Origin of the sequence: Sinomonas sp. R1AF57, from assembly GCF_002224485.1 — a bacterium.
GTDB classification, from domain to species: Bacteria; Actinomycetota; Actinomycetes; order Actinomycetales; family Micrococcaceae; genus Sinomonas; species Sinomonas flava.
In genome coordinates this window covers 3,908,799-3,928,075 of the sequence record NZ_CP022463.1, presented here as the reverse complement: position 1 = coordinate 3,928,075, position 19,277 = coordinate 3,908,799, and the positions used below count along the sequence as shown (strand labels likewise).

Sequence of the window (19,277 nt, the reverse complement as noted above, 5' to 3'; positions counted from 1 at the left end):
TCAGCGGCGGAACACGACCGTGCCGCGGGCGCTGGTCCAGGTGAGCGTCGCGCCGTCGTAGGTGTAGGGAACGGGCCCTCCAATGAGGTTCCACGTCCAGTGCTCGTACGCGGCGGCCGGCTCGGAGCAGCCCTTCGCGGAGACGGCGAGGCGGGTGACCGTGAGTGTCGACCCGTCGAGTGACGCCAGTCCGTCCCCGACGTTGCACGGGGTCTTCAGGCGGGCGTGCACCTGGCCGTCAACCTCCTCGAGCCGGAAGGCCAGCGGGTCGGTGCCGAGCCACGCCAGGGGGCCGCTCGCATCGCTGCCGGACACGGACGCGAAGTCCACGCAGGCGGGCAGCCCGCCCACCGGGTCGCACGTGATGCTCGGGGTCCGCGGAGCGGATGGCGCGCCCAGGTTCGGCGATGCGCTCGGCGCGGACGACGACGGCGGGCTGGGTTCCGCCGTCGGCCGCGCCGCGTACCCCGCGCCGCAGCCGGCCAGGAGCATCGCCGCGGCGCCCGCGCCGGCGAGTGCCGCCGTCGTGCGTCTCATGCGGGGGGCGGCCCGGCCTGCTCGCCGGGGCCAGACGGGGGCGGCGGGCCCGGCGGGACCGGCCCGGCGGGCACCTTCGCGGGCGGATCGACGGCCCCCTGGTCCAGGCGGAAGGGCGGGTAGTCGTCCCGGAGGAGGAGCGCGTAGGCGCCGACTCTGGTGAGCCAGCGGTTGATGCCCATGACGAAGTCGAAGATCCCCTGCTGGTAGCGCCCGGTGAACAGGAGGATGACCGCGGTGATGAGCACCAGGAGGCCGAGCAGCGAGAATCCGCCGCTGCCTCCCACTGCCCGGCCGTCCGCGTCCCACCACACCCCGGCTCCCCTGCTGCCGGCGCTGCCGGTCAGCGCGGCGACGATCAGGAGCTGCGGGAGCACCAGGAGCCACCACTTCACGAGCACGAGCCCGCGGGACAGCCGCTCCGGGTAGGCGACGTCGAGGTCCGCCGGGTACGGGGCGGAGGCCAGGGTGAAGGGCGGGTAGCGGTCGGTGCCGAGGGCGGCGTAGGCGTAGAAGCCGACGCGCCAGGTCCACCGCAGCACCCCCACGCTGAAGGTGAACAGCGAGCGCGGATAGCGGCCGGTGAACAGGATCGCGATGCCGGCAGCGATCGTGGTGACGAAGAGCGCCGGCCACAGGATGGCGAGCACGATGGCATGGGGGACCACGAGGAGCCACTTCACGAGCCACAGTCCGCGGGACAGCGGGGGATCGAGGAAGCCGGTGAAGAGCACCGGGTAGCCCGGCGTCCCCGGACCCGCAGCGCGGCCGGCGAGGCCGATGTCGCGTCCCAGGCCCGCCGCGCCGAACAGCAGCAGCGGCACGCCGACGACGAGGCCGACCAGGCCCCCTGCCAGGAGGCCGCCTCCGAGCGGGCCGAGGAGGTGGGACCGCACGCCGAACTGGACGTCCGCCCAGAGCGGCCGGGCCGAGTTCGCGTTCATGACCACGAGGGTCCACTCGCCCTCGCGCAGGTCGAAGGCCAGCTGCTGGGTGCCGGCACCGGAGGCGGAGGCTGCCCAGAACGTCTGCTGGGCCGGGGCCGCCGGAGTCTGGCTGCCGGCGGTGGGCCGCAGGTCATCTGCCGCGGACGAGGTCACGCGCGGACTACGGAATCCGCCGGCCCACCATGAGACGTCGCTGAGCGAGGCCTGCGGGACGTCCTTGAGGTAGGCGGCGACCTGGGCGGCGTCGCCGATGCCCACGAAGACCTCCTGGCCGGGGACCACCGGCGTCGCGCGCACCTGCAGGCTCGCGAGGTCACCGAGCGATGACACGCCGGGGATCCCGGAGACCGCTGCGCCGCCGAAATCGATGCGGGCGGACCGGGAGACCAGCGCGTAGCCGGTCGTGCGCAGCCGCTCCTGCTGCGACACGAGGTACCGGCCGTCCTGCTGGGCCGCGTCGCTCGCGAGGAGGGCGCTCCCTGCGAGCGTCAGCCCGGCGCCGGCAGCGGCGAGCAGCACGCCGAGGACGAGCAGGATCCAGTGCCCCGGCTTCATGCGGTACACCGGCTGACCGGAATACGGATAGACATTGGCGGGTGCTGCTGGAGCGGCCATGGGAATCCCTCGTCCTGGCGGTGGGGCCCGGGGCGGCGCGGAGTGAGTGCGCCGCAGCCCCGTGTACCCACTGTCGGACGGGCAGAGCCGGTCGCCTAGGGGCTAAAGCCACGGTTGGGTTGGCCTCGGCACGGCGGGCGCCGGTCCTTGACACGAGCGGTGTCGGCCTCGGTTGCTACCGTTCTTCCCATGGCCACGAACTACGACCGGCTCGACGCCGGCCAGCGCGCAATCGTCGACGCGTCCGTCACGACGTACGAGCGCGTGAGGCCCGAGCTGAAGAACGTCACCAGGGACGTCCTGTACACCCTGCGGGACATCTTCAAGGAGGCCGACGTGACGCCGCTCTTCGTCACCGGCCGGACCAAGACGGTCGAGTCGTTCAGGCAGAAGATCTCCCGCCTCGACCCGCCGGCCGAGCCGGGGGGCGAGCCCACCCTGAAGTTCCCGGACCCCTTCCGCACGCTCAACGACATGGTCGGGGTCCGCGTCATCACCAAGCTCCCCAGCGAGAACGCGGTCGTGGCGAACCTGGTCAAGCGCCAGCGGCAGATCTTCGACTGCCGCGGCGACCGGGAGAAGGCCATCGGCTCGATCGAATCCGGCACCTACGGGTACTCGAGCCGGCACCTGATCCTGAGGACGCTCCAGAACGACGCCGTCCGGGCCTACCAGGCGGTCTTCAACCCGGAGCTGCCGGCCAACGGGTCCTACTTCTTCGAGTGCCAGATCCGCACGATCTTCGCCCACGCGTGGAGCGAGATCGAGCACGACATCCGCTTCAAGAGCCAGGACCCGCGCGCGTGGAGCCCGCAGTTCGACCGGCAGTTCACCGCCACCGCGGCCATGCTCGAGGTGGTCGAGAAGGAGTTCGCCGAGCTGCACGAGCGGTACGAGACGGTCGTGAGCTACTGGGACGCGGCCGGCGAGGGCGGCAGCCCCCTGACCCCGGACCGCATCCGCGAGGTGTGGCTGACCCTCCTGCCCCACGTGGACCGCAAGGTCGACGACGACTGGGGCTGGGCCGCCGAACTCCTCGCCGCGCACGGGCTGACCGAGACGCGGCAGCTCGTCGAGCTGCTCGACGCCGAACGCATCACGGACGTCCGCAAGGCCCTCGACCACCGCTACTCCCCCGGCCCCGACCGGCTCCTGGACGACCTGCTCCTGTGGCGGTTCGGCCCGGAGCACATCGACCTCACCGCGGAGCCGGCCGATGCCGAGCCGCACCCGCGGCGCGACTCCCTCCTGCGCCGGCTCAAGCAGATCGAGCGCTACCGGCTGACCTGACCGGCGCGGCCCCGCCAGCCCGGCCCCGTCCAACCCTGCGGACGCGCCCGTCCAACCCTGCGGAATTGTCGGCTCCGCGTGGGTCGAAGCCGGCGACACCCGAGGATAGGCGACAATTCGCGGCGCGTCCGGCCAGCCCAAGGGTAGCCCGCCTCACTTTTGGCTGGCGGGCGGGCCGGGTAGGGACAGTGCACAACCCCGAGGGAAAGGACTGACCCATGAAGGCTTCCGAGGAACTCGCCAAGGGCCTGCAGGCCGTGCTCGTGGACCTCATCGACCTGTCGCTCGTCGGCAAGCAGGCCCACTGGAACATCGTCGGCCCGAACTTCCGCGACCTGCACCTCCAGCTCGACGAGGTGGTCGCGGCGGCACGCCTGCACACCGACACGATTGCCGAGCGCATGCGCGCGCTGCACGCCGTACCGGACGGGCGCTCGGAGACCATCGCCAAGACGAGCTCCCTCGCGGACGCCGAGGAGGGCCTCATCACGACCGGCCAGGCGGTGGACGCCATCGTCGCCGCCCTCGACAAGACCGTCGCGACCGTGCGCGGCATCTACGACGCCGTGGAGGAAGCGGACCCCGCCACGACCGACGAGCTCAACCAGATCATCCTCCAGCTCGAGCAGTTCTCCTGGATGATCGGCGCGGAGAAGATGAAGACCACGAAGGCGTAGCCCTCGCGCCCCGCACGACGGTCCCACGCACGACGCCGGCCCGGTCGCCTCCCCCAGGCGACCGGGCCGGCGTCGTGCGTGCGGGGCTCCCGCCGCGTCAGCGGGCAGCGGCTGCGGCGGCGTCCTTGACGCCCACCTCGCGCTCCATGGCCTCGAACTCGGCGTCCACGTCCTCGTGCGGCCGGGTGAGCCGCGAGACGACCACGGCGACGAGGATGTTGAGCAGGAAGCCCGGGACGATCTCGTACATCGCCTTGTGCAGGACCGCGATGTTGCCCCACACGAACACCGTCACAGCGCCCGTGACGAGGCCTGCGAACGCACCGGCCGCGGTCAGGCGGCGCCAGTACAGGCTGAGCAGGACGATCGGGCCGAAGGCGGCGCCGAACCCGGCCCAGGCGAAGGAGACGAGGTCCAGGATCTTCGAGTCGGAGTCGAGGGCCAGGAGGCCGGCGACGAGCGCGACCACCAGGACGCCGAGCCGGCCTAGGGCCAGCTGGGCCTTGGGGGACGCCGTGCGGCCCACGATGTTGTACAGGTCCTCGACGAGCGCGGACGAGCAGACGATGAGCTGGCTCGACATCGTGGACATGATGGCGGCGAGGACCGCAGCGAGGACGAGGCCCGCGACGAACGGGTGGAAGAAGATCTGGCTCAGGATGAGGAACACCGTCTCCGGGTCCTTGAGCGCGCGCTCAGGGCTGCCGGCGAAGTAGGCGATGCCGATGAGGGCCGTGCCGATCGCGCCCAGCGCGGTGAGGACCATCCACGTGGTGCTGACGCGGCGGCCGATGCGCGCCTCGCCCGGGGTGCGCAGCGCCATGAAGCGGACGATGATGTGCGGCTGGCCGAAGTAGCCCAGCCCCCACGCGGCGGTCGAGAAGATCGCGAGGCCCCAGAGGAGGCCGCCCTTGTCCTGGAGGCCGGCGAAGAGGTCGAGCGCCTCGGGGTTGACGGACTGCATCGTCGTCACGGCCCCGCCGAGGTCGCCCATGTTGAGCACGACGACGATCGGCACGGCGATGAGCGCCACGAACATGAGCAGGCCCTGGGCGACATCGGTGAGGGTCGCGCCGAGGAAGCCGCCGAAGAGCGTGTACAGGAGGGTGATGCCGGCGACGACGAGCATCCCGGTCAGGTAGGGCCAGCCGAACGAGCTCACGAAGAACTTGCCCGCGGCGACCATGCCGGAGGAGACATAGAAGGTGAAGAAGACCAGGATCACGAGGGCGGCGGCGATCCTCAGCAGATGCGAGTGGTCCTTGAGGCGCTTCTCGAAGAAGCTCGGGATGGTGATCGCGTTGTCCGAGATCTCGGTGTACGCCCGCAGCCGGGGGGCGACGAACTTCCAGTTGAGCCACGCGCCGACCGTCAGGCCGATGGCAATCCACGCCTCGATCAGCCCCGAGGCGTAGATCGCGCCCGGCAGGCCCATGAGGAGCCATCCGGACATGTCCGCCGCGTTGGCGGACAGGGCGGCGACCGAGGGGCGGAGGCCGCGCTCGGCGAGCATGTAGCCGTCGATGCTCGTCGTCCGACGGTAGGCGTAGTAGCCGATGCCCAGCATCGCGGCGAGGTACACCGCGATGGCAATCAGCTGGAAGGTCTGCTCAGTCATGCTGTATGTCTTCCTCCGGATGGCATGGCGCCGCAGGGTGCGTGACGCCGGGGACAGGGTCAAGTGTTGCAGCGGCCGCAGGGCCACGTGGCGCCGTTACCGGTTTGAGATGCAGATCACGTGGCCGGCGGCCCGGCGAGGCGGTGCGCCGTCTCCTCGAGCGCGCGGCGGACGGCGAGCATCACGGGATGCTGCGAGCTCGAGGACCGCATGGCCGTGAACACGGTCCGCTGGGGCGTGCCCTCGAGCATCACGAGGCGGGCAGCTGGCGTCCTCCCCACCCACACCAGGTCCGGCAGCAGGGCTACGGCGTTGCCCGACTCGACGAGCCGCACGTGCGCCTGGAGGTCGGCCGTCTCGTAGCGGACGTCGGGCTCGAATCCTGCGGACCGGCAGGCCTGCTCCGCCCAGTGGCGCGACGCCGCGCCGCGGGGTTCCATGACCCACGGCACGCGCGCGGCGTCGGGGAGCCGCCGGACGGCGTCGAACTCGGCCCCGGAGCCGCTCGGCGGCAGCGCGAGGCGGATGGCGTCCCGGGTCAGGCCCTGGCGGTCGAGGCCCTCGTAGTGGGGCGCCGCGTGGTGCGGGTACTGCTCGGCGACGACGAGGTCGAAGCTGCGCGCCCACGTCTCACGCAGGGCGGTCTCGGGCTCGTGCTGGACCATCTCCACGCGCAGCGCCGGGTGCTGCTGCCGCAGCGTCCGCAGGGCCGCGGGCATGAGCGCGAGCGCGGCCGTCTGGAACACGGCAAGCCGCACGGTTCCGCTGACCTCGCTCTGGCTCGCGGCGAGCGCCGCCTCCGTGCGCTCGAACGAGTCGAGGAGCTCCTCCGTGTGCGCCACGAGGACCTGGGCCTGCGGGGTCAGGAGCACCCCCCGCCCGGACTTGCGCAGGAGCTCGACGCCCGTCTCCTTCTCGAGGAGGGCGAGCTGCTGGGACACCGAGGACGGGCTGTAGGCGAGGGCCTCGGCGACCTCGGCCAGCGTACCGCGGATGCTCAGCTCCCGCAGCAGCCTCAGCCGGCGGATTTCGAGCATGGGAAACCTTCCGGATCATTCACTTCTGCTCACCATTATCCATTACGAAAGATCGCTTTTGCTTCCGTAAGGGCCGTCACATACTGGAGCCAGCACGCCCCTCCCGTGGGCCGCCCTCCGACCCCTCGAGCACCAGACAGGACCGCCGCAATGAGCTCCACGAGCGCCTTCACCACCCCGCCGCCGGCAGCGGCCGCCCCCATCCGTCCGCAGGACCTCGCCGACGCCGCCGTCGCCCAGGTGCGCACCTGGCTCGACGAAGCTGCGAAGCTTCCGGTGGATGCCTCCGCCGCGCAGCTCGCGGGCGTCCTCAAGGACCCGAACGGCCTCGCGTTCACGGTGGGGTTCGTGGACGGCGTCGTGCGCCCCGAGGACCTCTCCGTCGCGGCCCGGAACCTGCGGGCCATCGCCCCCAAGGTCCCGGGATTCCTCCCGTGGTACATGCGCCGGGCCGTGGCCCTCGGAGGCTCGCTCGCCCCGATGATGCCCGGCGTCGTCGTCCCGATCGCCCGCCGCGTGCTGCGCGAGATGGTCGGCCACCTCATCGTCGACGCCTCGGACGCGAAGCTCGGGCCCGCGATCGCCAAGATCCGCAAGCCCGGCATCCGCCTCAACGTCAACCTCCTCGGCGAGGCCATCCTCGGCGAGGGCGAGGCGGAACGCCGGCTCGAGGGCACGCGCCGCCTGCTCTCCCGCGACGACGTCGACTACGTCTCCATCAAGGTCTCCTCGACCGTCGCACCGCACAACCACTGGGCCTTCGACGAGGCCGTGGACCACATCACCGAGCGCCTCGCCCCGCTCTACCGCCTCGCCGCGGACAGCTGCGCCGAGGGCAAGCCCAAGTTCATCAACCTCGACATGGAGGAGTACAAGGACCTCGACCTTACGATCGCGGTCTTCACGCGCCTCCTCGACCGTGCCGAGTTCCGCGGCCTCGAGGCCGGGATCGTGCTCCAGGCCTACCTGCCCGACGCCCTCGGCGCGATGATGCACCTCCAGGAATGGGCCGCCCGCCGCATCGCCGCCGGCGGTGCGCCGATCAAGGTCCGCGTGGTCAAGGGTGCGAACCTGCCCATGGAGCACGTCGACGCGGAGATCCACGGCTGGCCGGTCGCCACGTGGCATTCCAAGCAGGAGTCCGACACGTCCTACAAGGCCGTCCTCGACTACGCCCTCCACTCGGACCGACTCGCCGCCGTGCGCGTCGGGATCGCGGGGCACAACCTCTTCGACATCGCCCTCGCGTGGCTGCTCGCGAAGGCGCGCGGCGTGGACCTCGGGGTCCGCGACGGCGCAGGCCAGGTCGAGTTCGAGATGCTCCTCGGCATGGCCTCCGCCCAAGCACAGGCCGTCCTGAAGGACGTGGGCCACCTCCTCCTCTACACGCCGGTGGTGCACCCGGGCGAGTTCGACGTCGCGATCGCCTACCTCATCCGCCGCCTCGAGGAGGGGGCGAGCCAGGACAACTTCATGTCCGCCGTGTTCGACCTCGGGTCGGACGACCCCAACGGCGCAGCGCTCTTCGAGCGCGAGGAGAGGCGGTTCCGCGCCTCCCTCACCGCACTGGGGGAGCCCCCGTTCGCCGACGCCGACGGCCACCGCACGGTGCCGCACCCACACCGCATCCAGGACCGCCGCCACCCCTCTGGGGGTCACCTCCCGGGGGTCACCTCAGGTGACCTTCAGGACCTGACCCCCAGAGGGGCGGGGGCGGGGGGCGGGGCGGGGATCCGCTTCGCCAACACCCCCGACACGGACCCGGACCTCCCGGGCAACCGCGCGTGGGGCCGGGCCATCATCGAGCGCGCCCAGGCCTCGGACCTCGGCCAGGCGAGTGCCGACGCCGCCGAGCTCTCCACCGAGGGCGAGCTCGCCGCCGTCGTGCGCACCGCGGTGGCCGCCGGCGGGCGGTGGGGTGCCCTCACCGGCGCCCAGCGCGCCGTCGTGCTCGACGCCGCCGGCCGCGCGCTCGAGCGCCGCCGCGCCGAGCTGCTCGAGGTCATGGCCAGCGAGGCCGGCAAGACGCTCGACCAGGGCGACCCCGAGGTCTCCGAGGCGATCGACTTCGCGCACTACTACGCCCAGCTCGCCCGCGGGCTCGACGAGGTCGACGGCGCGGCGTTCGTCCCGGGCCGCCTCACCGTGGTGACCCCGCCGTGGAACTTCCCAGTCGCGATCCCGGCCGGGTCCACGCTCGCGGCCCTCGCCGCGGGCACCGCCGTGATCATCAAGCCCGCCAAGCAGGCCCGCCGCTCCGGCGCCGTGATGGTCGAGGCGCTGTGGGAGGCGTTCGACGAGACGCGGCCGGAGACGGGCGTGGGCCGCGAGGCGCTCCAGCTCGTCCAATTCCCGCAGGGACAGCCAGGGCGCGAGCTCGGCCGCCAGCTCGTGGCGCACCCGGACGTGGACCGCGTCATCCTCACCGGCGGGTACGAGACCGCGCAGCTGTTCCGCTCCTTCCGCCCGGACCTGCCGCTCCTGGCCGAGACCTCGGGCAAGAACGCGATCATCGTGACCCCGTCCGCGGACCTCGACCTCGCTGCGAAGGACGTCGCCTACTCCGCGTTCGGGCACGCCGGCCAGAAGTGCTCGGCGGCCTCCCTCGTGGTGCTGGTCGGGTCCGTCGCCACCTCCAGGCGGTTCCGCAACCAGCTCCTCGACGCCGTCCAGTCCCTCCACGTCGGGTACCCGTGGGACGCGCGCACCCAGATGGGCCCGGTCATCGAGGCGCCCGGCGAGAAGCTGCGCCGCGGCCTGACGGTGCTCGGCGAGGGCGAGAGCTGGGCGCTCGAGCCCCGCCAGCTCGACGGGTCCGGCAAGCTGTGGAGCCCCGGCGTGCGTGTCGGCGTCCAGCCCGGCTCCGAGTACCACCTCACCGAGTACTTCGGTCCGGTTCTCGGCGTCATGACCGCCGAGACCCTCGAGGAGGCCGTGGCCCTGGTCAACCAGATCGAGTACGGCCTCACCTCGGGCCTGCACTCCCTCGACCCGGCCGAGCTGGACTACTGGCTCGAGCACATCCAGGCCGGCAACCTCTACGTGAACCGCGGCATCACCGGCGCGATCGTGCAGCGGCAGCCGTTCGGCGGGTGGAAGAAGTCCGCCGTGGGCGCCGGGACGAAGGCCGGTGGGCCCAACTACCTCGTCGGCCTCGGCTCGTGGGAGGACGCGCCCGTGGCCGGCGGCGCCCGGGTCGGCGGGGCGGCCGGGGAGCTGCTCGCCGCAGCGAGCGCTGCTCTCCCCGCGCACGACGCCGCGTGGCTGGCTTCCGCGCTCGGCTCCGACGCCGCGGCGTGGGCCTCGGAGTTCGGGGTGTCGAAGGACGTCTCCGGCCTGGCCTGCGAGCGCAACGTGTTCCGCTACCGGCCGCTGCCCGTGACCGTCCGCTTCGAGGCCGGGACCTCGGGCCACGGCGTCGCCGAGCTCCTGCGCGTGGCCGCTGCCGGGCTCGCGGCCAGGGCGCGCGTGACGGTGAGCACCGCCGTCGGGCTTCCCGGCACCACCGCCGACGTCCTGCGCCGGCACCGGGTCGGCGTGACGGTCGAGGACTCTGCGGCGTGGCTACGCAGGGTCGCGGCCCTCGGGTCCGGCCGTGTGCGGCTCATCGCCGGCACGGGCGATGCCGCGGCCTCCGCCGTGCGCGCCCTCGCCGACGCGGTAGGAGGCACGCCGGACATCGCGGTGTACGCGCACCCCGTGGTCTCCGCGGGGCGGGTCGAGATGCTGCCGTTCCTGCATGAGCAGGCCGTGTCCATCACCGCGCACCGCTTCGGGAACCCGAATCCCGTGGCCCTCGGCGCCCGGGTCTAACACCTTCCCCAGCTCAGGAGAGCTTGAGGCCGGCGTTCCGCTCTGGCGGCGCCGGCCTCGAGCACGTGGGCCCCGGCCCCCTAGGTTTGGGCAGCCGTCCAATAATCGGAGCGCATGAGGGCGCCGCGCACAAAACGGGTCCCTCTCAGCGTCCCTACCATGAACTGTGGACGGCGCAACGGGGCGTCGTGCCGCCGAGGCAATGAAGGACCAGCGTGGGATCAGTCACCGTCGACGACATCTTGGAAGACCTTCCGGCGAGCCTGTGCAGGCTCATCAGCCGGCCCAGCCCCACCGACTCCCCGGTTGCGCAGGCTCTAATCCTCGACTCTGAGGAGACGGATCGTGACGTTGCGGGCGCCCTGGTGTGCCTCATGGGAGTCCGGGGCAGGGCGGCCCTGCCCATGGTGCGGCGGCTTGCCCAGAGCCGGCCCGTCGCCGTCGCCGTCAAGGGCACGGCCGGGGAAGCGCTCGAGATCGAGGAACTCCTCCGGGCTGCCGGCGTCGGGCTGTTTCTGGTCGAGCCGTCCAGCGGCTGGGACACCTTCCTGTCCGTCGCCAACGGCCGCATCCAGACCACCGACTACCACAGCGATGTCCTGGCGCTGATCCAGGAAGATCTGTTCGCCATCGCCCAGACCACCGCGAAGATGACCTCAAGCCATGTGGTCATCGAGGACGCGGCCAACAAGGTCCTGGCCTATTCGACTGTGGGCAACGACCTCGACGAGCTCCGGAGGGCCTCCATCCTGAGCCGTCGAGGCCCCCGGAAGTACGAGGCGCTGCTCAAGGACCTCGGCGCCTACCGGGAGCTGCACCGCAGCCGTGGCGTGGTGCGTGTGCCCGAGCGGCAGGAGGATGCGCTCAAGGAGCGGGCTGCCGTGGCGATCTTCGCCGGGGAACGCGTGCTCGGCTACATCTGGCTCCAGGAGACGGGATCAGGATTCGCTCCGGGCGTCGACGCGGTGCTCGTCGGCGCGGCGCGCCGGGCGGCGGCAGAGCTCGTGAGGCACCGGAACCAGCAGTCCGTCCACCTCAGGGAAGACGCCATCGCGCGACTCCTCTCCACACCGGACGAGGCGACCGCGAGCGCGCAGTTCTCGCGGATCGACCCAGAGCGCCCCGCCTGCCTCCTCCTCGTGGGGCTCTCCCACGAGGACCAGCGGTCAGCGGATGCAGAGCTCAAGCACGGCGAGCTGGCGAACCTTGCCTCCATCCGCGCGGCGGCGTTCAAGGACTCAGCGGTGGTGGGCCAGCACCAGGGCCAGACTGCGGTGATCGTGCCCGACCTGCGGTCCGACAGCCCTGGGGCCGCGCTCCGCGTCCTCGCGGACGCCGTGGTGAAGGACGCCCGCGAGCACCTGGGCCTGAAGGTCCACGTCGCCGTTGGCGAGGTAGCGCCCACCCTGACCGCGCTCCGCTCCACCAGCGTGGAGACGGCAGCCCTGCTGCGGGCCATGCGCGTTGACGGCAGCCAGCAGGTCGCGACGCTGGATGACTTCGAGGCGGAGATCATCCTGGACGAGGTCGTCCGGGGGCTTGACGCGTCGCCGTTCCGCCACCGCGCGCTGACCCGGCTGTGCCTCGAGGAGGAGGAACTGGCGCGGACGCTGCGGGGCTATCTGGACTCCGGGCTGGATGTGGGCGAGTGCGGAAGGCGGCTGAACCTCCACAGGAACACGGTGTACTACCGGGTGGCGAAGGCGAGCCGGTTGACGGGTCTGGACTTCAGCCAGCCTGCGCACTCCACCATCGCGCTGCTTCACCTCGAGCTGTGGGCTTCCCGCCGGCTCGCGTCGCCGGCGGGGCGGGCATGACGACGGCGGTCGCCACCGGGATGCAGGAGCTCCTCGAGGAACTCGTCATCGCCCATCGGCCACGGGGGCCTGTCGGGTCAGTGCCCGCCTCGATCCCGCACTTGGGGCGCGTGGAGCCCACGAGTTTCGGCATCGCCGTCGCCACCGTCAGCGGGGACGTCTATGCCGCCGGCGATTCGGACGTGCCCTTCTCGATCCAGAGCATCTCCAAGGTCTTCTCGCTCGCGCTGGCGCTCCGCCATGATTCCGCCAACACCCTGTGGCGGCGCGTGCTGCGCGAACCGTCGGGAACGGCCTTCAACTCCCTCGTCCAGCTCGAGGCCGAGTCGGGGATCCCCCGCAACCCGTTCATCAACGCAGGCGCACTGGTTGTCACCGATGTCCTGCAGGAACAATGGGGGGATGCGCGCGGGGAGGTGCTCGCGTTCGTCAGGGCGCTCTCGGGGAGCGGCGGGCCGGCCATCGACGAGGCCGCCGCCGCCGGCGAGCTCGAATGCAGCAGCCGGAACCTCGCGCTGGCGAATTTCCTCGCGGACTTCGGCAACCTGCGCTGCGATGTCCGGCAGGTGGTGGAGCACTACGTGGGGCACTGCTCGATAACCATGAGCTGCCGTGACCTCGCCCGGGCGGGGACCTTCCTGGCCGACGGCGGGAGGGTCGGTCCGTGGACCGGCGAGCCGTGGTCGGCACTCACCCCGGAGCAGACGCGACGGATCAACTCGATCATGCTCACCTGCGGCCTCTACGACGCCGCCGGGGATTTCGCCTACAGGGTCGGGCTGCCGGCTAAGAGCGGAGTCGGCGGCGGGATCATGGCCGTGGCGCCGGGCAGGGGAACCGTCTGCGTCTGGAGCCCAGGCCTTGACGCCAAGGGGAACTCCGTGGCCGGCGCGGCCGCCCTTGCCGATCTCAGCTCGCGCCTCGGGTGGTCCGTCTTCTGACAGCGCGCGCGGCCATTGCACCGGGGAGCGCCACCGTCAAGGGATGACGGCCAATATGAGCCGTTCAATTTAAGAATTACGGATTCTGTCATCGAATTTAATGCATCCGTCAACCAGATGTGGTCACGATAGGGAGGCAATCCGCTCTCTGAGCGGGAACCGACACCAGGGAGATCTGATGCCCAAGCTCGCCAACCTTGTCACCCAGAAGGCGGTCCTCACCGCGGTGTCCGCCGGTGCGCTCGTCCTCGGCGGCGCCAGTGTAGCGGCCGTGGCGGCACCCGATGAGTCGACCGTCGACCAGCCCGTCAGCGCCCGGGCCGCGTCGGAGACCTATGCACTCGATGCAGCGGACGAGCCGCAGGCCGAGTCGTCCGAGTCCGCGGAGGCCCCGGACTCGGAGGCCTCCGAACCGGAGGCCGCCGAGGCCTCCGAACCGGAGGCCGAAGCACCCGAGACGGAGACTCCGGAAGCTGACGCACCCGAGGCTGACGCCCCGGAAGCCGAGGCCCCGGAGACTGAGGCGCCTGAGACGGAAGCACCGGAGGCTGACGCCCCCGAGGTTGCGGCGCCTGTCGCAGGTGCCCCGGCAGCGCAGGCCTCGGTGGTGGCTCAGCAGGCCACGGCCGCGGCGCACGCCCAGGGCGAGGACCGGTACCCCGGGTCCGTCTCGGATGTCGTCCTCCAGTACGTGCCCGCCGCGTCGAAGCCCGCTCCCGACTCCGTTCCCCAGGCTGCAGCCCCATCCGCGGCGAAGCCTGCGGCGCAGGCGCACTCTGCACGCCAGGGCGCTTCGGCGAAGCATGGCCGCTGAGGGAAGCACGGCAGCACCTCGCGTTCTGGGGGTCGCATCGGGTGACCCCCAGAACGTGACCCCCAGACGGCGGCGGTGGGTAGGCTGAAGCCCATGGCCGTTCTGAGCGCGGGGATCCTGCTGTACCGGCGAGGCGACGAAGGCCTCGAGGTGTGGATCGCCCACATGGGCGGCCCCTTCTGGGCGCGCAAGGACGAGCACGCGTGGTCGATCCCCAAGGGCCTCTACGACGAAGGCGACGACCCTTTCTCCGCGGCCCAGCGCGAGTTCGCCGAGGAGATGGGCACCCCTCCCCCGGACGCCGACTACGTGCCCCTCGGCGAGTTCCGCCAGCCCTCGGGGAAGCGCCTGACCGCCTTCGCGGCGGAGGCGGACTTCGCCCCAGAGCAGATCACGAGCAACACGTTCCCGCTCGAGTGGCCCAGAGGGTCGGGGCGGGTGATCGATGTCCCCGAGATCGATCGGGCCGAGTGGTTCCCCGAGGACGTCGCCAGGACCAAGCTGGTCAAGGGCCAGATCCCGATCCTCGACGCGCTCCTGAGCCGCCTCCGGTGACCTTCCCGGTGCCCCAGTGGTCCACGGACAGCGCCTCCGCGGCCCGGGAACGCCCTGCGGCCAGGGGATCGCCTCCGCTCAGCCGAGCGTGATCGTGAGCTGGGTGAGCCCCCGGAAGTCGACGACGACGCGGCCGTCGCGTTCGTCCAGCCGCAGCCACACCCCGTCGCACGCGGGGCAGCGCAGCAGCTTGGCCGGCGCGTGGACGTACAGGCGCGCCTCGGCGATGGCGCGGACGGTCCCGCAGCCGGCGCACGTGCCGAGAGCGGCGGTGATGTCGATCGCGAAGACCTCCGACAGCGGGCCCGCGAGGGCGTTGCCGTCGAGGTAGTCGTCCGTTCCCAGAGTGCCCGGCCGACCCGTCCAGTCGCTCATGATGTGCCTCCCAGACCCCCATAGCGTTCCGTCTTGATCCTCGCGGGAGCGTGGCCGAGGTCCACGAGCCACCCGGACACCGCCTCGACGAACGCGGTGGCGCCGCAGATGTACACCAAGGGGTCTGAGCCGTTGCCGAGCACGTGCTCCGCGAGCGTCGGAGCATCGAGTCGCCCCACCGGGTGGCCCTCCGGCGCGGCCCGCGTGTACACCACCGTCAGGCTGAAGGGGCTGTGATCGGCGGCCAGAGAGTCGAGCTCGCGGCGGAAGAACACGGATTCAGGGCTCCGCACGGAGTACAGCAGGTGGATCGGGGCCGGGTGCGCGGCCGCCCGGTGAGCGCGGACCATCGCCATGAGGGGCACGACCCCTGATCCTCCCCCGATGAGCTGCACCGGCGACTCCTCCTCGGGCCGCCACACGAACCAGCCGCCCACCGGGCCGCGTACCTCGAGCTGGTCGCCGACGGCGAGGTCCCGGACAAGGTACGGCGACACCTCGCCGTCGGGGAGTTCCTCGACGGTGATGTCGAGCATGTCCGGCGGCACCGAGGCGGACACGGAGTAGGAGCGCACCGCCTGATACCCGTCGGGCGCTGTGAGGCGGACGTCGACGTGCTGGCCCGCGGCCGCGTGCACGGGGCCAGGAAGCCGCAGGCGTATGGTCCGTGCAGTGGGGGTCTCGGCCTCGAGCGCGACGACGTCGGCCACCTTCCACGCGCCGCTCACCCGTAGCGCTCCTCGGTCCACGGGTCGCCGTGCATGTGGTAGCCGCGGCTCTCCCAGAACCCGGGAATGTCCCGGTCGAGGAGCTCAAGGCCGTCCACCCACTTCGCGCTCTTCCACAGGTACAGGTGGGGAACGAGGAGCCTGACAGGACCGCCGTGTTCCGGGGCCAGGGGCTCGCCCTCGAACTCGTGCACGAGCCACGCCTTCCCGTCGAGCACGTCGGTCAGCGGCAGGTTGGTCGTGTAGCCGCCGTAGGAGTGGAAGAGCGCGAAGCCTTCCCTCTCGTGCACGGAGGCCCCGTCGGTCCCATCGAAGAGCGCATCCACCGGAACGCCCCGCCACCTGGTCCCCAGCTTGGACCAGCTCGTGACGCAATGGATGTCCACGGTGACGTGCTCATGGGGCAGGGACAGGAGTCCGTGCCAGTCCCAGAGCCGCCGCGTCCCGGCGCCGGTGAAGGAGAAGGTCCACTCCTGCGGATCGATGCGCGGCGTGGGGCCCGCCGACAGCACCGGGAAGTCCTCGGTCACGTACTGTCCCGGAGGCAGGCCCGGGACGTCCCTCTTCCTGCGGCCCCTGAAGCCGGACGAAACGATGCCCATCGATGCTCCTCGCCGATGCGTGCGGCCGGGTACCCGAGACGTAGCTGGGACGATACGCCTCCGGTGAGCCGAGAGCCAGAGCGGGCACGACGCCGTCGTGCGCACCTCAGGGGGTGTCGAGGAAGGCGAGGACGTCGCGGGCGAAGCCCGGCGCCCGCTGGACCCCGACGTGGCCCCTGCCCGAGTAGAGGCGGAGGCGGCCGTTCGGCAGGCCCGCCGCTGTCTCGCTGAACACCCCTGGTCCGTACGGGGAGTCCTCGTCGCCGCCCGCGACGAGGGTCGGCGTCGTGATCGAGGGCAGCCGGGCGGTGAGGTCGAAGGCGTCCTCGGCGAGGATCACGGCGGCGAGGTCGTCGGTGAACCGGGGCAGCATCAAGGGCCCTGCGAGCCATCCGATCCAGGCTTCCAGCTGCCTGGCCACCGGCCGCACCCCGATGAGCCGCACCATCTCCGCGCCCGCGCCGCGGCGGTCGCCGCCGTCGAGCCGGTCCAGGACCGCCCGCTGGCCCCTCTTGCCGAGCTCCCCGAGCCGGCACCCGGCCGCGACGAGGACGAGGCGCCGGACGCGCCGGGGATGGTCGGCGGCGAGCTGAAGCGCCACGCTCCCGCCGGTCGAGATGCCGATCACGTCCACGGGCCCATCGAAGGCGGCGAGCGCTTGGGCCGTGTCCGCGGCGAGGTCCGCCATGGTCGTGGTCCGCGGCAGCCCTGGCCGGCGCCCGATCCACCACACCTCCCGCGACAGGGCGAAGGCCCGCAGCGGGCCCGCCTCGGCGGCCCGCTCGAAGCCGCGGGGCACCTCGTGCGGCGCGCCGAGGCCCGGCAGGACCACGAGCGGCCGTCCCGTCCCCACCCGGAAGAACGGCAGCCCCGGCGGCAGGTACCCGCTCTCCGCCGGGGGCCCGGGCGGCCCCGCCGCGCCTGCGCCGCTCACCGGAAGTCGATCCGCATGACGACCCTGCGCGGCGACGGGCGGCTGACCTCGTCGAAGCCGGCCTCCTCGAAGATTCCCCGGCTGCCCACGAACAGTTCCCCCCACGGGACGTCCTTGCCGGGCTCGGTGAGCATCGGGTAGCCCTCGACGGCGCGGGCGCCCCGCTCCTTCGCGTACGGCACCGTCGCGGCGGCGAGGGCCCGCGCGACGCCTCGCTTGCGGTACCCCGCGCGGGTCACGAAGCACGTGACCGCCCAGACAGCGGGATCCTCCCTGTCCTCGTCGCGGCCGGTCCACGGGATCCGCTTCGCCGCGAGCCGAGGGTAGGCGGTGCGGGGTTCGACGGCGACCCACCCCGCCGGCTCGCCGTCGAGATACGCGACAAGGCCGGAGGTCTGCGGGGCGTCGGGGTGGCCGCAGCCCGTCTGCTCGCGGAGCGCCTGCTCGCGGGCCTCGCGGGACAGGAGCCGCCATTCCTCCCGGCCCGTGACCTTGAACCACTGGCACTGGCAGCGGGCAGGGTCGCCGCGCTCCCCGAAGACCGCCGCGAGGTCCTCCCACGAGGCCTCGTTGGCGGGGACTACCGTGATCCGGGACGAGTCAGGGCCGGCCGCCGCTGGAGGGCGTTCCATGCTGCTCAGGCTAGCCGCCGACACGCCCCCGGCGGGAGGGGCGACACGCGCGCCCGCGGACCGTCCGCGTCCTCAGGCTGGGCAGAATCCGACGGGTGCGCGGCGTCAGCGGCCGCGCCGCCTCCCTGAGCCCGGACGCCCCTTGGCTCCGCGGGCTGCGGGCTTCCCGCCGCGGGCGGCCTTCGCCGCCCGGCTCGCCTCGTTCCGCGCCCGGGCCGCCTTGGACTGTGCCGCAGCCCGGTCCTCGCGGCGCTGCTTCGCGGCCTCCTGCTGGTCGCGCTGCACCGACTCCTGCCGCGAGCTGTTCGCTCCCCGCCCGCGGACCACGCCGATGAACTCCTGGATCGCACTGGACTCGTTGTCCCTGCGCCACGCGATCCCCACGCCATAGGGCTCCATCCCGGTCACCGGGCGGTAGCGGAGGTCCTTGCGGTTGAAGTGCCGCACCACGCTCATGGGCATGATCGCGAGACCCGCCCCGCCCTCGACGAGGTCCAGGCGCTCGGAGGGGGCGCCGTCGTACTCGAAGAGCTCGTCCGCGACCTCGGCGAGCGGGATCTCCTCGAAGGCCTGGATCTCGTGGCCCTTGGGCGCGACGACGACCGGCAGCTCCTCGTAGAGCGGGATGACGTGGAGGCCCTCGCGGTCCTTGTCCACGGGGAGGCGGACGAACGCGACGTCCGCGCGGCCGTCGCCGAGGACGGCGAGCTGCTCGCCGTCCTCGACCATCTGCGAGGCCAGGGGGACGTCCGGGAAGCGCTCCTCCCAGCGGTGGAACCACTTGCCGGGCGCGACGCCCGCGACGAAGGCCACCTTCAGGGCCGGGGCGCTCTCGGACTGCATGGGTCAACGGTAGCCTTGATCCATGAGCTCGAACCCCAAGGGCAGCGCGTCCCAGTCCATGAAGCCGGCCACCGCGGCCAAGAAGCTCGGGATCTTCCTCCCCGCCACCCCTGCGGAGTTCCAGGAGGGCGAGGTGACGCGCGAGGAGTTCGACGCCCTCCGCGAGAACCCGCCGGCGTGGCTCACCGAGCTCCGCGAGAACGGCCCGCACCCGCGCCCGGTCGTGGCGCAGAAGCTCAACGTGACGATTTCGGGCCTCGCGCGGGCGGGCATCACCGAGGCGCTCACGACGGAGGAGATCGCCGCGCTGCTGAAGGATCGGCCGCAGTGGCTGCAGGACGAGCGGGCCAACATGGCGGCGGTGCGCGAGGAGACCCGCCGGGTCAAGGCCCAGGCCGAGGAGAAGGCCGCCAAGGCGGCCCGTGCCACCCATGGCGCGGCGGCGGAGCGTTCGATGCGCGGCGGCCGGCACGGCTGACGCCGCGCTCTCCTGAATGCGCCG

The 19,277-nt window shown here is 72.0% G+C and carries 18 protein-coding genes; 8 read left to right on the top strand and 10 right to left on the bottom strand.

Features of this window, described 5'->3' with window-relative positions:
• On the bottom strand, positions 1-537 hold the full coding sequence (locus tag CGQ25_RS18170; protein ID WP_208711187.1) for an META domain-containing protein: 537 nt from the start codon (positions 535-537) through the stop codon (positions 1-3).
• A complete protein-coding gene (locus CGQ25_RS18165; RefSeq protein ID WP_222703683.1) occupies positions 534-2,099 on the bottom strand; it encodes a DUF4389 domain-containing protein in 1,566 nt (521 codons plus the stop codon). Before CGQ25_RS18165 ends, CGQ25_RS18170 begins: the two co-directional genes overlap by 4 nt.
• Before the next feature lie 189 nt (positions 2,100-2,288).
• Between CGQ25_RS18165 and CGQ25_RS18160 the strand changes: the two genes are divergently transcribed.
• Both CGQ25_RS18160 and CGQ25_RS18155 read left to right on the top strand, forming a co-directional pair.
• Positions 2,289-3,389: a GTP pyrophosphokinase family protein gene (locus tag CGQ25_RS18160; RefSeq protein WP_208711186.1), complete on the top strand. Its 1,101-nt coding sequence runs from the start codon at positions 2,289-2,291 to the stop codon at positions 3,387-3,389.
• Positions 3,390-3,607: 218 nt separating this feature from the next.
• Positions 3,608-4,066 carry a Dps family protein gene (locus CGQ25_RS18155; RefSeq protein ID WP_208711185.1) on the top strand — a complete coding sequence of 153 codons (459 nt, stop codon included), beginning with the start codon at positions 3,608-3,610 and terminating at the stop codon, positions 4,064-4,066.
• A gap of 97 nt (positions 4,067-4,163) precedes the next feature.
• Here CGQ25_RS18155 and putP read toward each other — a convergent pair whose 3' ends face one another.
• Both putP and CGQ25_RS18145 read right to left on the bottom strand, forming a co-directional pair.
• Positions 4,164-5,684: a sodium/proline symporter PutP gene (gene putP / locus CGQ25_RS18150; RefSeq protein WP_208711184.1), complete on the bottom strand. Its 1,521-nt coding sequence runs from the start codon at positions 5,682-5,684 to the stop codon at positions 4,164-4,166.
• Between the two features lie 116 nt (positions 5,685-5,800).
• Positions 5,801-6,721 carry a LysR family transcriptional regulator gene (locus CGQ25_RS18145; RefSeq protein ID WP_208711183.1) on the bottom strand — a complete coding sequence of 307 codons (921 nt, stop codon included), beginning with the start codon at positions 6,719-6,721 and terminating at the stop codon, positions 5,801-5,803.
• 150 nt (positions 6,722-6,871) lie between these two features.
• On the opposite strand from CGQ25_RS18145, the gene CGQ25_RS18140 reads away from it, so the two are divergent.
• The 5 genes from CGQ25_RS18140 to CGQ25_RS18120 all read left to right on the top strand — a co-directional run bounded on the left by CGQ25_RS18140 (position 6,872) and on the right by CGQ25_RS18120 (position 14,661).
• Positions 6,872-10,534: a bifunctional proline dehydrogenase/L-glutamate gamma-semialdehyde dehydrogenase gene (locus CGQ25_RS18140; protein ID WP_208711182.1), complete on the top strand. Its 3,663-nt coding sequence runs from the start codon at positions 6,872-6,874 to the stop codon at positions 10,532-10,534.
• A gap of 215 nt (positions 10,535-10,749) precedes the next feature.
• Complete coding sequence (locus CGQ25_RS18135; protein ID WP_208711181.1) at positions 10,750-12,351, top strand: CdaR family transcriptional regulator; 1,602 nt, start codon at positions 10,750-10,752, stop codon at positions 12,349-12,351.
• Positions 12,348-13,292 carry a glutaminase gene (locus tag CGQ25_RS18130; RefSeq protein ID WP_208711180.1) on the top strand — a complete coding sequence of 315 codons (945 nt, stop codon included), beginning with the start codon at positions 12,348-12,350 and terminating at the stop codon, positions 13,290-13,292. The genes CGQ25_RS18135 and CGQ25_RS18130 overlap by 4 nt, the downstream gene beginning before the upstream one ends.
• 178 nt (positions 13,293-13,470) lie before the next feature.
• The gene (locus tag CGQ25_RS18125) at positions 13,471-14,106 is read left to right on the top strand and encodes a hypothetical protein (RefSeq protein ID WP_208711179.1); all 636 of its coding nucleotides are present in this window, start codon (positions 13,471-13,473) and stop codon (positions 14,104-14,106) included.
• Positions 14,107-14,199: 93 nt separating this feature from the next.
• The gene (locus CGQ25_RS18120; protein WP_208711178.1) at positions 14,200-14,661 is read left to right on the top strand and encodes an NUDIX domain-containing protein; all 462 of its coding nucleotides are present in this window, start codon (positions 14,200-14,202) and stop codon (positions 14,659-14,661) included.
• 78 nt (positions 14,662-14,739) lie between these two features.
• Here the strand turns inward: CGQ25_RS18120 and CGQ25_RS18115 are convergent, their stop codons facing one another.
• The 6 genes from CGQ25_RS18115 to CGQ25_RS18090 form a co-directional block, all read right to left on the bottom strand.
• Positions 14,740-15,036: a DUF6510 family protein gene (locus CGQ25_RS18115; protein ID WP_208711177.1), complete on the bottom strand. Its 297-nt coding sequence runs from the start codon at positions 15,034-15,036 to the stop codon at positions 14,740-14,742.
• Positions 15,033-15,764 carry a ferredoxin reductase gene (locus CGQ25_RS18110; RefSeq protein WP_255405448.1) on the bottom strand — a complete coding sequence of 244 codons (732 nt, stop codon included), beginning with the start codon at positions 15,762-15,764 and terminating at the stop codon, positions 15,033-15,035. The genes CGQ25_RS18115 and CGQ25_RS18110 overlap by 4 nt, the downstream gene beginning before the upstream one ends.
• A complete protein-coding gene (locus tag CGQ25_RS18105; RefSeq protein WP_208711176.1) occupies positions 15,761-16,366 on the bottom strand; it encodes a molybdopterin-dependent oxidoreductase in 606 nt (201 codons plus the stop codon). The genes CGQ25_RS18110 and CGQ25_RS18105 overlap by 4 nt, the downstream gene beginning before the upstream one ends.
• Before the next feature lie 106 nt (positions 16,367-16,472).
• Positions 16,473-17,300 (bottom strand): alpha/beta fold hydrolase, encoded by an 828-nt coding sequence (locus CGQ25_RS18100; protein ID WP_208711175.1) that lies wholly within the window; start codon positions 17,298-17,300, stop codon positions 16,473-16,475.
• Entirely contained in the window at positions 17,297-17,932 is a 636-nt protein-coding gene (locus CGQ25_RS18095; RefSeq protein WP_208711174.1) for a GNAT family N-acetyltransferase, read from the bottom strand. Before CGQ25_RS18095 ends, CGQ25_RS18100 begins: the two co-directional genes overlap by 4 nt.
• Positions 17,933-18,037: 105 nt before the next feature.
• Positions 18,038-18,775 carry a LysR family substrate-binding domain-containing protein gene (locus tag CGQ25_RS18090; protein WP_208711173.1) on the bottom strand — a complete coding sequence of 246 codons (738 nt, stop codon included), beginning with the start codon at positions 18,773-18,775 and terminating at the stop codon, positions 18,038-18,040.
• Between the two features lie 58 nt (positions 18,776-18,833).
• On the opposite strand from CGQ25_RS18090, the gene CGQ25_RS18085 reads away from it, so the two are divergent.
• Positions 18,834-19,253, top strand: a complete 420-nt coding sequence (locus CGQ25_RS18085; RefSeq protein ID WP_222703755.1) for a DUF5997 family protein — start codon at positions 18,834-18,836, stop codon at positions 19,251-19,253.
• The last annotated feature ends 24 nt before the right edge of the window (positions 19,254-19,277 follow it).

Coding starts and splice junctions, on each gene's coding strand:
- CGQ25_RS18170 (WP_208711187.1), bottom strand. CDS start 537: ATGAGACGCACGACGGCGGCACTCGCCGGCGCGGGCGCCGCGGCGATG.
- CGQ25_RS18165 (WP_222703683.1), bottom strand. CDS start 2,099: ATGGCCGCTCCAGCAGCACCCGCCAATGTCTATCCGTATTCCGGTCAG.
- CGQ25_RS18160 (WP_208711186.1), top strand. CDS start 2,289: ATGGCCACGAACTACGACCGGCTCGACGCCGGCCAGCGCGCAATCGTC.
- CGQ25_RS18155 (WP_208711185.1), top strand. CDS start 3,608: ATGAAGGCTTCCGAGGAACTCGCCAAGGGCCTGCAGGCCGTGCTCGTG.
- putP (WP_208711184.1), bottom strand. CDS start 5,684: ATGACTGAGCAGACCTTCCAGCTGATTGCCATCGCGGTGTACCTCGCC.
- CGQ25_RS18145 (WP_208711183.1), bottom strand. CDS start 6,721: ATGCTCGAAATCCGCCGGCTGAGGCTGCTGCGGGAGCTGAGCATCCGC.
- CGQ25_RS18140 (WP_208711182.1), top strand. CDS start 6,872: ATGAGCTCCACGAGCGCCTTCACCACCCCGCCGCCGGCAGCGGCCGCC.
- CGQ25_RS18130 (WP_208711180.1), top strand. CDS start 12,348: ATGACGACGGCGGTCGCCACCGGGATGCAGGAGCTCCTCGAGGAACTC.
- CGQ25_RS18125 (WP_208711179.1), top strand. CDS start 13,471: ATGCCCAAGCTCGCCAACCTTGTCACCCAGAAGGCGGTCCTCACCGCG.
- CGQ25_RS18120 (WP_208711178.1), top strand. CDS start 14,200: ATGGCCGTTCTGAGCGCGGGGATCCTGCTGTACCGGCGAGGCGACGAA.
- CGQ25_RS18115 (WP_208711177.1), bottom strand. CDS start 15,036: ATGAGCGACTGGACGGGTCGGCCGGGCACTCTGGGAACGGACGACTAC.
- CGQ25_RS18105 (WP_208711176.1), bottom strand. CDS start 16,366: ATGGGCATCGTTTCGTCCGGCTTCAGGGGCCGCAGGAAGAGGGACGTC.
- CGQ25_RS18095 (WP_208711174.1), bottom strand. CDS start 17,932: ATGGAACGCCCTCCAGCGGCGGCCGGCCCTGACTCGTCCCGGATCACG.
- CGQ25_RS18090 (WP_208711173.1), bottom strand. CDS start 18,775: ATGCAGTCCGAGAGCGCCCCGGCCCTGAAGGTGGCCTTCGTCGCGGGC.
- CGQ25_RS18085 (WP_222703755.1), top strand. CDS start 18,834: ATGAAGCCGGCCACCGCGGCCAAGAAGCTCGGGATCTTCCTCCCCGCC.